Genomic DNA, 12,385 nt, shown 5'->3' with positions numbered 1-12,385 from the left:
GGTGCCGGAGCGCAGCGGAGGTGACGGCATGAGTCTCGATCCGCGCGGGCCTCGCTTCTCGGCCGCCCTTACCACGATCGTCTTCGTCGTCGTCCTGCTCACCGGCAGCGGCTGGCTCGCCCTCGTCCAGGCTGTGATCTTCGCCATCGGCGCGTACGACCCGCGGCTGACCCCGTACGGCCTGCTCTACCGGCACCTGGTGGCCCCCCGCCTCGCCCCGCCGGCCGAACGCGAGGACGGCGCCCCGGTCCGCTTCGCGCAGGCCGTGGGCCTGGTCTTCGCGGTGGTCACGGTGGCCGGGTACCTGTCGGGCGCGACGGTGCTCGGCGTGGTGGGGGCGTCGTTCGCCCTGGTGGCGGCGTTCCTGAACGCGGTCTTCGGCCTGTGCCTGGGCTGCGAGGCGTACCTGCTGATCAAGCGGCTGAGGACCGCGTAGCGGCTGAGCCGGCCGCCGCGCCCGTGGTGATCCAAGTCGCGTTCCGGTCGCCTGGACGACCACGACGCGACTTCGATCAGCCGGGCAAGATCACGGGGTGAGCCGGTGCCGTGGTCGGCCCGTGCCGGTGGGGTTACCGCAGTTCGACGGTGTGGCGGTCGGACTCGGTGGAGATGAACGTGTGGCCGCGCATGCGGCACCAGGCCGGGATGTCGACCGCGGCGGCAGGGTCGTCGGCGAGGACCTCGATGCGGGTGCCCGGGGGCTGGCCGGCGGCCAGCTTCGCCAGCATGATGACCGGCAGCGGGCAGCGCCTGCCGAGGGCCTGCACGACCAGGGGCTCGCTCACCAGACCAGTATCTGCCTGCCGGCCGGTCCGGCCACGGGCTCGTTCACATGCCCGCCTCCGCCCGCACACCGGCGACCAGGCCCGGCAGGACGGCCAGGAAGCGCTGGACGTCCTCCGCGGACACGCCGCTGTGCAGGGAGACGCGGACGTTGCCGTGGGTGAGGACGCCCATCGCGGCCAGGACGTGGGAGGGCTGGAGGGTGTCGGCGGTGCAGGCCGAGCCCGACGACACCGCGAAGCCGGCGCGGTCGAGGGCGTGCAGGAGGACCTCGCCGTCGACGTACAGGCAGGAGAACGTCACGATGTGTGGCAGCCGCTCGTCGGGGTCGCCGACCACCTCGACGTCGGGGACGGTGGCGGCGACCGTGGCGCGGATCTGCGCGACGAGGGCGCTCAGGCGGGCCGACTCGGCCGCGGCCGAGGCCTGCACGGCCCGCAGCGCCGCGGCGGCGGCGACCGCCGACGGCACGTCCGCCGGGGGCTCCCAGGGCTGCTCCCAGCGGGTGCCCTTGCGCACGGCGAGGACGCCCACGCCGGCCGGGCCGCCCCACTTGCGGGCGCTGCCGGCCAGCAGGGACCAGCCGGTGGGCACCGGTGAACGCCCGATCGACTGGGCGGCGTCGACCAGCAGCGGTACCCCTGCCGCCGCGCACAACCGCGCGGCCGCCTCGACGGGCTGGACCGTCCCCACCTCATGATTCGCGCTCTGCAGCGCCGCCATGGCCACTTCGGGGGAACTGACCGCCGACTCCAGGGCAGCCAGGTCGACCCGGCCGGTCAGCGACACCGGCACCGCGACCGCGTCGTCGCCGGCGGCCTTGATCACGGCGGAGTGCTCGACCGCGCTGTGCACGACCCGGCGCAGGCCGCGGGCGCGGCGGACCCCGGCGACGGCGCGCCGGACGGCGTCGGTCCCGCCGGCGGTGAAGTGCACCTCGTCGGGGCGGGTGCCGAGCACCTCGGCGACGGCGGCCCGGGCGGCGTCCAGCAGCTGACGGGCCCGGCGGGCGGGCGTGTAGAGCCTCCCCGGATCGGTCCAGCCGTCGTCCAGCGCGGCCAGAAAAGCTTGCCGCGCAACGGGATGCGGCGGCATCGCGGTGGCCGCGTCGAAGTAGACACCCATCCCTGCAACGCTATCGCGCCCCGGACACTGCCACCCCAAGCCGGGCGGACCACTCATGGTCGAGTACGCTCGCCAGCGTTGGTGAGGCTTGCCGTGCGATGGTCCCGGAGACGGGCCGCACGGCGCTGCTAAGGAGGCAGGAGCAGGTGGTCTCAAGAGGTTTGAGCCCCGCGCGCGCCGTCGGGCTCGCCGTCTCGGCCGTCGCGGTGACGACCCTGCTCGCCGGGTGCTCCGTCGACAGTGCGTTCGCCGGGTTCGGCTGGCCGAAGGGCATCACCCAGCAGGGTGACCGCATGTATGACCTGTGGATCGGGTCCGTGGTCGCCGCGCTCGTGGTCGGTTTCTTCGTGTGGGGCCTGATCTTCTGGTGCGTCGTGCGCTATCGCAAGCGCGGCGACGAGCTGCCGCCGCAGACGCGGTACAACATGCCCTTCGAGATCCTGTACACGGTCGCGCCGTTCGTGGTCATCGCCGTGTTGTTCTTCTACACCGCGATCATCCAGACCGACGTCGACCGCCTGTCGAAGAACCCGGACGTGCGCGTCGAGGTCATCGCCTCGAAGTGGAACTGGCAGTTCGTGTACAGCGACAGCAAGGGCCCCGACGGCCAGCCGATCACGACGGTCGGCGCCGACGACTACATCCCGGTCCTGGTGCTGCCGGCGGGCAAGTCGGTGCAGTTCACGGAGAACTCGCGGGACGTCATCCACTCGTTCTGGGTGCCGGACATCCTGTTCAAGCGGGACGTCATTCCCGGCGTGGAGAACAGGTTCGAGATCAAGCTCAAGGACAACGCCGCCGGTGCCTACGTGGGCCGTTGCGCGGAGCTGTGCGGCACCTACCACTCGATGATGAACTTCGAGCTGCGGGTCGTCTCCGCCGAGCAGTACCAGCAGTACCTGGAGCTGCGTGGCGCCGGGAAGAGCACCCCCGAGGCGCTCGCGCAGCTGGGCTTCCCGAACCAGGGGTACGCGACCACGACGCAGCCGTTCAACACCGACCGCACCAAGCGGTCCTCGAGCTGAGAGAGGGCGCACGGCGATGAAGTCAGAAGGACGCTTGTTCTTCGTGCTCGCGTTGTTCGTGTTCGCGATGGCGGCGCTCTACGGCTGGTGGACCAGCGTGGCGCCGCGCGAGCAGACCGGCCACGAGGGCGTGGAGTGGATCGGCGTGGTCGCGCTGCTCCTGTCGGGTCTGCTGCTGACGATGGTCGGCAGCGCACTGTGGCTGATCTCGCGCCGTATCGAGCCGCGTCCCGAGGACCGGCCCGAGGCCGAGATCCACGAGGGCGCCGGCGACCTGGGCTTCTTCAGCCCGGGCAGCTACTGGCCGATCGGCATCGCCTTCACCGCGGCGACCGCCAGCGTCGGCCTGGCGTTCAGCCAGTGGTGGCTCGTCGCGGTCGGCCTGGTCTCGGTCATCATCGCGACCTGCGGCCTGATGTTCGAGTACTACACCGGCAGCCGTCGGGGCGCCGAGCACTGAGACACCCGGAAAACGGGGGCCCTCCGCAGAGGGCCCCCGTTGTTCATGCCCGGGACTTGGCGGCGGCGAGTTCGCCGCGCTCCTTGAGGTCAGCGGCCCGCTGCAGGTCGGCGTCGCTCACGACCACGTTGCCGAACGCGGACACCGCCTGGTAGTACGTCCAGGCCAGGCTGGTGCAGGCCGGCCTGACGAAGGCGTTGTACGTGGCGCACTTCGCCTTCAGGTCGCGGTAGAACGCGTCGTCGATGCGGGACTTGTTGGCCGGGAACTGCCCGACCGCCTTGTAGTTGCGGTAGCCGAAGTCGTGCCGCTGGCACGACAGCCGGAAGTCGAAGCCGAGCGGCTGGTCCGGGCTGGTCGAGCAGTAGTCGGTGGACCAGTCGAAGCCGTAGGACGCCCAGTCGGACTGGTGCTGGCGGGCGGCGTTCCAGGCGTTGTAACTGGTGGCGGTCGGCTGAGACCAGGACGACATGACGGCCAGCTTCTCGTCGATGCCGGCCGCGGTGGCGGGGGATACGGTGCTGATGACGCCGGCCAACGCGAGGATGGACGCGAGGACGGCGACGCGCCGGAGCTTCATGCCCCAGATTGTTCAGTCTCGATGTGTACGGCGGTGCCGCGCTTGCGCTGAACGGTCGTTCCGGAGAGCTGAACGGTCGTTCAGGCCGCGTGGCGTCGGCCGGCCTCCCGCTTCGGGTGCCGCCCCAGCAGGACCCGCGACCGGCGGTCCATCAGCAGGATGACCGGCGCCACCACGATCGCCGCCCCGCAGCCCGTGCAGGCCCGGTCGGGGCAGGTCTCGCGGGGATGGTCGGCGCAGGCCGGGCGCTCGAAGATCCGCTGCCGGGCGCAGGTGTCGCAGTGCAGCTCCATGCCCGTCACGCTGCCACCGGACGCCGTACCGGCACAGCACACCCGGCGGCGTGTCACATCACTTTTCGGTACCACCCGGCGACGGCTTCGGACTCGGGGTCCGCGTCGGCGCCCGCGTCGGCGCCGTGGACGCCTTCGGCCTGGCGGTCGGCGGCAGGAACGCCTCGTCACTGACACTCGGCGTCGTGTACTGCAGGGTCAGTTGCGTGTGCTGGCCGGCATCGGTCGTGCCGTCGAAGTACGCCAGCAACCCAGCCGGGTTGACGCACGCCGTCTCGGTGCGCACCCCCCGCGCCGTCACCGACACGCACTGCGCGTCGCCGCGCTTCGACGTGCCGGTCCGCACGTCCTCGCCCTGCGCGATCGTCGCGAGCCGGCCCATCGCCGCCTCGGGTGCCATGAACTCGCCCCCGAACGCCTCGCTGATCGCCCTGGCCTGCGACGGGGACATCGTGTCCACCCCCGGCCCTTCGTCGCACTGCACGACCGGCTGAGGGCTCTTCTTGGCCTTCGGCGACGGCGACGGCGTCACGCCCCGGCACAGGTACGTCCCGTCCGGCGTCGAGATGTACGTGACACCCGCCCCCCGGTACGCCCGCCGCGGCGCCGACTGCGACACGATCACGGTCGCCCCGCCCGCCGTCGAGTACTGGATCGTCGCGTCCGTCTGCAGCCCCAGCACCAGCCGCGACGCGAGACTGTCGACCAGTTCGAGGGCCGGGTTGGCGGCCTCCGCCTGCTCCTTGACCGGCGCGCCGCACGACTTCGCCATCATGCCGGCGAAACCGAGGGTCAACGCGCCCGCGACGACCGCCGACAGCAGCGCCTTCTTCTGCGAGTTCGGAGTGTTGGCCACGCAACGTCAACGCCGCTCGGCACTCCCCGGTCACGGGTGCGCGTTGCTGGCTGCCACCTGGCGGCTCGCGCACGCGGCGTCTCCGCGGTTCGCCAATTCGACAAGAGGTAGCGAAATCGGGGTCCGGGCCCGATTTCTCTCCCCTTTGGCCGAGATCGTCGGCGGCTGGGGCCGGGGAAGGGCCTGCGGATCGGTGGCGTGCCGGGCGGAGCGGTAATTGGCCGGATTCGTGGCAGTTCGGGGAGTACGGCCGGGCGCGGTATCGGGCGGACCACGGAGCCGCCCGGCAGAGCGTGGTGTATTTCACGCGTTCGGGCGTCGGCGGCAAGGCCGGGCCTCTCGCCGGACCGGCGCAGCGCAACCCGGTGGATCGCTGTGCGCCGGCAAACAGGGGCCAGGCTGGGTGCACACATCGGCACCCGGCCACGGGCTGAGCGGGGCAGGGTTACGGCTTGAAGGCGGACCAGCGGGCGACGAGGTCGGTGGCGGCGCCCGAGTCGACGGCGGCGGCGGCGCGGGTCAGGCCGGCCTTCAGCTGGGCGGGCAGGTCGGTGGGGGAGAGGCCGGCGCGGGCGGCGATGGCGGCGGCGGCGTTGAGCAGGACGGCGTCGCGGACGGGGCCGGGCTCGCCGGCGAACATGCGGCGGGCCACCTCGACGTTGTGGGCGGGGTCGCCGCCGCGCAGGTCGCCGGGGGCGGAGCGGGGCAGGCCCAGGTCGACGGAGTCCAGGACGGTCTCGGTGACCGTGCCGCCGGTGACCACCCACACGCGGGTCGGGGCGCCGGTGGTGAACTCGTCCAGGCCGTCCTCGCCGCGGACCAGGAGCACGGAGAAGCCGCGGCCCGCCAGTACCGACGCCATCACTGACGCCATGCGGGTGTCGAAACACCCGATGGTGGCGGCGGTGGGCTGCGCCGGGTTGGTGAGGGGGCCGAGGAAGTTGAAGACGGTGGGCACGCCCATCTCGCGGCGCGTCACGGAGGCGTGGCGCATCCCGGGGTGGAAGCGGGCCGCGAAGCAGAAGCCGATGCCGACCTCGCGCACGCAGCGGGCGACCTCGTCGGGGCCGAGGTCGATGGTGACGCCGAGGGCCTCGATCAGGTCGGCGGCGCCGGTGGAGGAGGACGCGGCGCGGCCGCCGTGCTTGACGACCGGGACGCCCGCGGCGGCGGTCACGACGGCGGCCATGGTGGAGATGTTGACGGTGTTGGCGCGGTCGCCGCCGGTGCCGACGATGTCGACGGCGGCGTCGCGCTCGGCGGCGGTGAGCGGGACCTTCGGCGCGACGGACAGCATCGTCTCGGCGACGCCGGCGACCTCGGCGGACGTCTCGCCCTTCGCGCGCAGCGCGATGACGAAGCCGGCGACCTGGCTGGGGGTGGCCGAGCCGGCCATCACCTCGCCCATCGCCCAGCCGGCGTCGTCAGGGGAGAGGTCCTCGCCACGGAGCAGGGCGTTGAGCAGCTGGGGCCAGGTCCGCTCGCCCATGCTCAGCCCTGGACGGGGAGCGCGCGCAGGAGGTCCGACACCGTCTTGCCGGTGATGACCGGGTCCAGCGGGTACATGATCGTGCCCTCGACCCGGGCGTAGGACGCCAGCCAGCGGTCGGCGGCCCGGGCGATCGCCAGGACGACCGGCGGCGGGTTGCTGATCTCGTCCTTGAGCTGGCGGGCGATGCCGAGACCGCCGCCGGGGGTCGCCTCGCCGTCGAGGACCAGCAGGTCCACGTCGGTGTCGTCGACGAGCTGGACGACCTCGGCGTAGGTGGAGGCGTCGACGAACTTCACCGACAGGTCGGCCGCGGGACGGCTGCCGATGGCCAGCCGCATGCGGTCGCGGACCTCGGGATCGTCGCTGTACAGCAGGACCGTGTGCTGTGTCATGTGCGCGCTGCTCCTCGTGTGGCGGGTGCCTCGGGGATCGTACCGTCATCGGTGACGGCGATGCCGGTGCGGGCGGACCACTCCTGCTCCTCGCGCCGCTGCCGCTCCTCGCGGTCCAGCTGGCGGTCGACCCGCCTGGCCTCCCGGTCGGACTGGCGCATCCACTGCACGACGAGCACGGCGAGCATCGTCACCGAGACGATCTCCCCGCCCGCCCACAGGATGCCGCCGGCCACGACCTGGTCGTGCACCGGGTCGGACCAGGCCAGGCCCAGCGACGGGTACCAGTCGCCGCCGAGCAGCTGCTTGCTCTGCATGATGGTCAGTCCGAGGACCGTGTGGAACGGCGTGGACAGGAACATCAGCAGCGCCCGCGCCGGGTACGGCCAGCGCCCCGGCAGCGGGTCCAGGCCGATCAGCGGCCAGAAGAACAGGCAGCCCACGGCGATGAAGTGCGCGTGGGTCAGCTCGTGCACCCACGCGTGGCGCATCGTCAGCTCGTACAGGTCAGTGAAATACAGCACGAACGGCGTGACGACGAAGAAGCCGAACGCGACCAGCGGGAACGCCAGGACACGGGCCACCCGCGAGTGCACGACGGCCAGCAGCACCCCGCGGCCGCGCGGGGGCAGCGTGCGCAGGGCCAGGGTCACCGGCGCGCCGAGGGCGAGGAAGATCGGCGCGATCATCGACAGCATCATGTGCTGGATCATGTGGATGCTCAGCAGCGTCGTGTCGTACTTCTCGACGCCGGTCATCGTCACCGCGGCGATCGAGCCCAGGCCCGGGCCCAGGAAGAGCACGACCCGCGCGACCGGCCAGTGGTCGCCGCGTCTGCGCAGGCTGAGCACGCCGGCCAGATACAGGCCGGCGGCGACGACCAGCGCGAGGGTCAGCCAGGACACGTGGAACGAACCGAGGATGCCCGCCGCGGACGGAGGCCCTGGTTCAGCAGCTCGGAACACGTGCCCAGCCTATGCCGACGCACGAAACGTCCGGCTCCGGTGGACCCCGGGAGAGTTCGGTGATGATCGGGGGGCAATAATGGCGGCGTGACTGCGGCCCCAGCGATTGCAAAGAGCCAGATCCACTCACTGACCAGGCCCAACATGGTCAGTGTCGGGACGATCGTGTGGCTCTCCAGCGAACTGATGTTCTTCGCGGCACTGTTCGCGATGTACTTCTCCATCCGTGCGGCGGCTCCCGAGCTGTGGCACAAGCACACCGAGGTCCTCAACGTCTGGTACGCGTTGACCTTCACGACCATCCTGGTGCTGTCGTCCATCACCTGCCAGATCGGCGTCTTCCGCGCCGAGCGCGGTGACGTGCACGGCCTGCGCCGGTGGTTCGCGCTGACGTTCGTGATGGGTCTCATCTTCGTGCTCGGCCAGGTCAACGAGTACGTCACCCTCGTGCACGAGGGCGTGAAGATCAACGGTGACGGCTACGGCTCGATGTTCTACCTGACGACCGGCTTCCACGGCCTGCACGTCACGGGCGGCCTCATCGCCTTCGTCATCTATCTGATCCGCACCACCATGGGCCGGTTCACCCCCGCCCAGGCGACCGCGGCGATCGTCGTGTCGTACTACTGGCACTTCGTCGACGTGGTGTGGATCGCACTGTTCGCAATGATCTACTTCCTGCGGTAGTCGTCCGGGCCGCGCGTCACACGCTCCCGGGACCACGCACTTCTTGAGACGACTTAGGTGATGACGACAAAGGTGAGGCCATGACTTCTGAGCAGAGCAAGCGGCCGCTTGCCCGGCTGGTGCCGGGTGGCGCGCGCGCGGCGCGGGGCAAGCTTCGCCGGCGCCTGTCGGCGGCTGTGCGCCTGGTCGCGGCGCTCACAGTGGTCGGCGGTCTCTACACCGCTTACGCGCCCGGCGTCGGCCGCGCCGAGGAGACCGTGAAGCTGTCCGAAGGGGCGGCCGAGGGTAAGGCCATCTACGAGGTCAGCTGCATCACCTGCCACGGTCGCAACGCCCAGGGCGTCGAGGGCCGCGGGCCGAGCCTCATCGGGGTCGGCTCCGCCGCCGTGGAGTTCCAGGTCAACACCGGCCGCATGCCGCTGGCGCGCCAGGAGGCGCAGGCCGAGCGCAAGACGCCGCAGTTCAACCAGGAGCAGGCGGCACAGCTCGGCGCCTACATCCAGGAGCTCGGCGGCGGCCCGCAGCTGCCCGACTCGCAGAGCCTCGACGAGGAGATCAAGAAGGCCCAGGGCAGCGACAAGATCCTCGCGCACGGCGGTGAGCTGTACCGGGTCAACTGCTCCTCGTGCCACGCGTTCTCCACGGGTGGCGGCGCGCTGTCCTCGGGCAAGTTCGCTCCGTCGCTGGAGCACTCGACCAACCGTGACATCTACGCGGCGATGCTGACCGGCCCCCAGAACATGCCCGTGTTCGGCAACAACCAGCTGAGCCCGGACGACAAGGCCGCGATCATCGCCTACATCCAGAACCTGAACGAAAACAAGGCGACCGACCCGGGCGGCTGGAACCTCGGCCGGTACGGCCCGGTGCCCGAGGGCCTTGTCATCTTCCTCGTCGGTATCGCGGCGCTCGTGTTCGCCACGCTGTGGATTGCAGGGAAGTCATGACCACCCACCACTCGACCGACGTCGAGTTCGACGCCAGCGACGCGTCGCTGAGCCGGTTCGACCTGGTCAAGGAAGGCGCCCGGCGCGACGGCGTGCAGATCGTGCACTACGCGCCGCGGTTCCCGGTGCCGGGCACCCGCGCGGAGCGCCGCATCGAGCGCGTCCTGGCGCTGCTCTTCCTGCTCACCGGGCTGGCGTCGACCGCGTTCGTGGTTGCCTACATCGCCTGGCCGTGGAAGTACGGCGAGGGCGACTCGACCTACCGTTCGCTGTACCCGTTCTACACGCCGGTCCTCGGCGCGACCCTCGGCCTGGCCCTGCTCACCCTGGGCCTGGGCATCGTGGTGTGGAGCAAGAAGCTCCTGCCCGAGGAGGTCTCGATCCAGGAGCGCCACGACGGCCCCTCGGACAGCACCGAGCAGGTGCTGACCGCGGCGACGATCATGAACATGGGTGACGAGCTCGGCCTCAAGCGCCGCCGCTTCGTCGGCCTGGCGTTCCTGGCCGGTGCCGCGCCGCTCGGCGCCGTCGCCGGTGCCCTGCTTGTCGGCTCGCTGATCAAGGCGCCGACCCAGGACGGCGAGAACATCTTCTTCACCACCGGCTGGGACCCCAAGCACAACGACGGCAAGCCGGTCCGCCTCACGCACGAGGACGGCACCCCGATCCGCCCCGCCGACGTCAGCGTCGGCGGCCAGATCACCGTCTACCCGGGCATCCCGCACGGCGCCAGCAACAAGTGGGCCGACTCGCCGACGCTGCTCATCCACCTCCGCGAGGAGGACGCCGAGGCGACGCTGAAGAACGTCAAAGAGGTCAACAAGGGCTCGCAGTGGCAGAACTTCGTGGCCTACTCGAAGATCTGCACGCACGCCGGCTGCCCGGCGAGCCTCTACGAGCAGCAGACCAACCGCCTGCTGTGCCCCTGCCACCAGTCGCAGTTCCAGATCACGGACAACGCGCGGCCGATCTTCGGCCCGGCCAGCCGCGCGTTGCCGCAGCTGCCGATTACGGTGGACGATGAGGGGTACTTCATCGCGACGCAGGACTACAAGATTCCGGTTGGACCGGCCTTCTGGGAGCGGCCATGAAACGGCGCAAGATCGACGTCCGGGCCCTCCCGGCCAACTCAGCCAAGGCGCTCGACGAGCGGTTCCAGGCGGCCACCCCGCTGCGGCGGCTGATGAACAAGGTCTTCCCCGACCACTGGTCGTTCCTGCTGGGGGAGATCGCGCTCTACTCGTTCATCGTGCTGCTGCTCAGCGGCGTCTTCCTCGCGCTGTTCTTCGACCCGTCGCTGCGTGAGGTCGTGTACGACGGCAGCTACGCCCCGCTGCGCGGCGTGGAGATGTCCCAGGCGTACAACACGGCGTTGCAGATCTCGTTCGACGTGCGCGGCGGCCTGTTCATGCGCCAGATGCACCACTGGGCCGCGCTGCTGTTCATGGCCGCGATCGTGGTCCACATGTTCCGGGTGTTCTTCACCGGCGCGTTCCGCAAGCCGCGTGAGGCCAACTGGATCGTCGGCGTCCTGCTGTTCTGGATGGGCTTCCTCGAGGGCTTCGGCGGTTACTCGCTGCCCGACGACGCGCTGTCCGGCACGGGCCTTCGCATCGCCAGCGCGATCATGCTGTCGATCCCGGTCGTCGGCACGTGGGTGACCACCTCGCTGTTCGGCGGTGAGTTCCCCGGCGAGGTGATCCTCGACCGCCTGTACATCGTCCACGTGCTGCTCGTCCCGGGTGCGCTGCTCGCGCTCATCAGCGTCCACATGGGCCTGCTGGTGAAGCAGAAGCACACCCAGTGGCCCGGTCCCGGCCGGACCAACAACAACGTGGTCGGCGTGCGCATGTTCCCCGGCTTCGCGGCCAAGGCCGGCGGCTTCTTCATGATCGTGTTCGCGATGATCGCCGCGCTCGCCGGTCTGTTCCAGATCAACCCGATCTGGCTGTTCGGCCCGTACAAGGCGGCGGTCGTGTCCGCGGCGAGCCAGCCCGACTGGTACGTCATGTTCCTCGACGGCTCGACCCGCCTCTTCCCGGCCTGGGAGATCCGCTTCGACTTCTTCTACGGTGACGGGTACACCATCCCGCCGATCTTCTGGCCGACGGTGGTGCTACCAGGCATCCTGACCATGTTGCCGATCTTCTACCCGTTCATCGAGGCGCGGTTCTCCAAGGACAAAGCGGTGCACAACCTGCTGCAGCGCCCCCGCGACAACCCGCTGCGCACGGCGCTCGGCGCGATGGCCATCGCGTTCTACGTGGTCCTGCTGATCTCCGGTGGCAACGACGTCCTCGCCGACAAGTTCCACATCAGCCTCAACGCGATGACCTGGGCCGGCCGCATCGGCCTGCTCATCCTGCCGCCGCTGGCCTACTACGTGGCGTACCGCATCGCCCTCGGCCTGCAGCAGCACGACCGCGAGGTCCTCGCCCACGGCGTGGAGACCGGCATCATCCGCCGCCTGCCTGACGGCAAGTTCGTCGAGATCCACCAGCCGCTGCCCACGGGCAACGGCCACGGGGACGAGCACGGCCTGGACTACGCCGGTTGGGTCGTGCCGAAGAAGATGAACCGCCTGGGCGCCCTCGCCCCGACGGTCAAGGGCTTCTTCTACCCGATCGAGAAGGCAGGCCCCGCGCCGCAGCCACGCCAGATCGAAGAGGACCGTGACCGCGAAGAGATCACCAGCGGCCACTGACCCCGAGCTCCACGGCGACGCCCCCAGCCCTTCCACGGCGCTGGGGGCGTCGCCGTTTCCCCGTCTCCGCGTCTCC

Annotated in this window: 15 protein-coding genes; 7 read left to right on the top strand and 8 right to left on the bottom strand. The window is 70.5% G+C overall.

What is annotated here, in order from left to right; genetic code table 11:
• The first annotated feature begins 28 nt into the window (after positions 1-28).
• Positions 29-436 carry a DUF4395 domain-containing protein gene (locus AB0H83_RS33605; RefSeq protein ID WP_360102111.1) on the top strand — a complete coding sequence of 136 codons (408 nt, stop codon included), beginning with the start codon at positions 29-31 and terminating at the stop codon, positions 434-436.
• Positions 437-569: 133 nt separating this feature from the next.
• On the opposite strand, the gene AB0H83_RS33600 is transcribed toward AB0H83_RS33605, so the two are convergent.
• Both AB0H83_RS33600 and AB0H83_RS33595 read right to left on the bottom strand, forming a co-directional pair.
• A complete protein-coding gene (locus AB0H83_RS33600; protein WP_360102109.1) occupies positions 570-785 on the bottom strand; it encodes a sulfurtransferase TusA family protein in 216 nt (71 codons plus the stop codon).
• Between the two features lie 43 nt (positions 786-828).
• Positions 829-1,908: an aminotransferase class V-fold PLP-dependent enzyme gene (locus tag AB0H83_RS33595; protein ID WP_360102107.1), complete on the bottom strand. Its 1,080-nt coding sequence runs from the start codon at positions 1,906-1,908 to the stop codon at positions 829-831.
• 146 nt (positions 1,909-2,054) lie between these two features.
• Here AB0H83_RS33595 and coxB point away from each other — a divergent pair, with 146 nt between their 5' ends.
• Complete coding sequence (coxB, locus tag AB0H83_RS33590) at positions 2,055-2,933, top strand: cytochrome c oxidase subunit II (protein WP_360102105.1); 879 nt, start codon at positions 2,055-2,057, stop codon at positions 2,931-2,933.
• A 16-nt stretch (positions 2,934-2,949) separates the two neighbouring features.
• Positions 2,950-3,393: a cytochrome c oxidase subunit 4 gene (locus AB0H83_RS33585; RefSeq protein WP_360102103.1), complete on the top strand. Its 444-nt coding sequence runs from the start codon at positions 2,950-2,952 to the stop codon at positions 3,391-3,393.
• Between the two features lie 43 nt (positions 3,394-3,436).
• Here AB0H83_RS33585 and AB0H83_RS33580 read toward each other — a convergent pair whose 3' ends face one another.
• The 6 genes from AB0H83_RS33580 to AB0H83_RS33555 all read right to left on the bottom strand — a co-directional run bounded on the left by AB0H83_RS33580 (position 3,437) and on the right by AB0H83_RS33555 (position 7,971).
• Positions 3,437-3,973: a phospholipase gene (locus tag AB0H83_RS33580; protein WP_360102101.1), complete on the bottom strand. Its 537-nt coding sequence runs from the start codon at positions 3,971-3,973 to the stop codon at positions 3,437-3,439.
• An 80-nt stretch (positions 3,974-4,053) separates the two neighbouring features.
• On the bottom strand, positions 4,054-4,266 hold the full coding sequence (locus tag AB0H83_RS33575) for a hypothetical protein (RefSeq protein ID WP_360102182.1): 213 nt from the start codon (positions 4,264-4,266) through the stop codon (positions 4,054-4,056).
• A 58-nt stretch (positions 4,267-4,324) separates the two neighbouring features.
• The gene (locus AB0H83_RS33570; RefSeq protein WP_360102099.1) at positions 4,325-5,122 is read right to left on the bottom strand and encodes a hypothetical protein; all 798 of its coding nucleotides are present in this window, start codon (positions 5,120-5,122) and stop codon (positions 4,325-4,327) included.
• A 445-nt stretch (positions 5,123-5,567) separates the two neighbouring features.
• Complete coding sequence (trpD, locus tag AB0H83_RS33565; RefSeq protein WP_360102097.1) at positions 5,568-6,611, bottom strand: anthranilate phosphoribosyltransferase; 1,044 nt, start codon at positions 6,609-6,611, stop codon at positions 5,568-5,570.
• A gap of 2 nt (positions 6,612-6,613) precedes the next feature.
• Entirely contained in the window at positions 6,614-7,006 is a 393-nt protein-coding gene (locus tag AB0H83_RS33560) for a hypothetical protein (RefSeq protein ID WP_360102095.1), read from the bottom strand.
• On the bottom strand, positions 7,003-7,971 hold the full coding sequence (locus AB0H83_RS33555; protein ID WP_360102093.1) for a cytochrome c oxidase assembly protein: 969 nt from the start codon (positions 7,969-7,971) through the stop codon (positions 7,003-7,005). The genes AB0H83_RS33560 and AB0H83_RS33555 overlap by 4 nt, the downstream gene beginning before the upstream one ends.
• An 87-nt stretch (positions 7,972-8,058) precedes the next feature.
• On the opposite strand from AB0H83_RS33555, the gene AB0H83_RS33550 reads away from it, so the two are divergent.
• The 4 genes from AB0H83_RS33550 to AB0H83_RS33535 all read left to right on the top strand — a co-directional run bounded on the left by AB0H83_RS33550 (position 8,059) and on the right by AB0H83_RS33535 (position 12,309).
• On the top strand, positions 8,059-8,658 hold the full coding sequence (locus AB0H83_RS33550) for a heme-copper oxidase subunit III (protein ID WP_360102091.1): 600 nt from the start codon (positions 8,059-8,061) through the stop codon (positions 8,656-8,658).
• Positions 8,659-8,738: 80 nt separating this feature from the next.
• A complete protein-coding gene (locus AB0H83_RS33545) occupies positions 8,739-9,605 on the top strand; it encodes a cytochrome c (RefSeq protein WP_360102089.1) in 867 nt (288 codons plus the stop codon).
• Positions 9,602-10,696 (top strand): ubiquinol-cytochrome c reductase iron-sulfur subunit, encoded by a 1,095-nt coding sequence (locus tag AB0H83_RS33540; RefSeq protein WP_360102087.1) that lies wholly within the window; start codon positions 9,602-9,604, stop codon positions 10,694-10,696. The genes AB0H83_RS33545 and AB0H83_RS33540 overlap by 4 nt, the downstream gene beginning before the upstream one ends.
• Positions 10,693-12,309: a ubiquinol-cytochrome c reductase cytochrome b subunit gene (locus AB0H83_RS33535; RefSeq protein ID WP_360102085.1), complete on the top strand. Its 1,617-nt coding sequence runs from the start codon at positions 10,693-10,695 to the stop codon at positions 12,307-12,309. Before AB0H83_RS33540 ends, AB0H83_RS33535 begins: the two co-directional genes overlap by 4 nt.
• Positions 12,310-12,385 lie beyond the last annotated feature (76 nt).

This window comes from Dactylosporangium sp. NPDC050688, from assembly GCF_040654515.1.
In the GTDB taxonomy this organism is placed as follows: domain Bacteria; phylum Actinomycetota; class Actinomycetes; order Mycobacteriales; family Micromonosporaceae; genus Dactylosporangium.
The sequence above is the reverse complement of the archived record's forward strand: the minus strand, read 5'-3'. Positions and strand labels throughout refer to the sequence as shown.

Coding starts and splice junctions, on each gene's coding strand:
- AB0H83_RS33605 (WP_360102111.1), top strand. CDS start 29: ATGAGTCTCGATCCGCGCGGGCCTCGCTTCTCGGCCGCCCTTACCACG.
- AB0H83_RS33595 (WP_360102107.1), bottom strand. CDS start 1,908: ATGGGTGTCTACTTCGACGCGGCCACCGCGATGCCGCCGCATCCCGTT.
- AB0H83_RS33585 (WP_360102103.1), top strand. CDS start 2,950: ATGAAGTCAGAAGGACGCTTGTTCTTCGTGCTCGCGTTGTTCGTGTTC.
- AB0H83_RS33580 (WP_360102101.1), bottom strand. CDS start 3,973: ATGAAGCTCCGGCGCGTCGCCGTCCTCGCGTCCATCCTCGCGTTGGCC.
- AB0H83_RS33575 (WP_360102182.1), bottom strand. CDS start 4,266: ATGGAGCTGCACTGCGACACCTGCGCCCGGCAGCGGATCTTCGAGCGC.
- trpD (WP_360102097.1), bottom strand. CDS start 6,611: ATGGGCGAGCGGACCTGGCCCCAGCTGCTCAACGCCCTGCTCCGTGGC.
- AB0H83_RS33560 (WP_360102095.1), bottom strand. CDS start 7,006: ATGACACAGCACACGGTCCTGCTGTACAGCGACGATCCCGAGGTCCGC.
- AB0H83_RS33545 (WP_360102089.1), top strand. CDS start 8,739: ATGACTTCTGAGCAGAGCAAGCGGCCGCTTGCCCGGCTGGTGCCGGGT.
- AB0H83_RS33540 (WP_360102087.1), top strand. CDS start 9,602: ATGACCACCCACCACTCGACCGACGTCGAGTTCGACGCCAGCGACGCG.
- AB0H83_RS33535 (WP_360102085.1), top strand. CDS start 10,693: ATGAAACGGCGCAAGATCGACGTCCGGGCCCTCCCGGCCAACTCAGCC.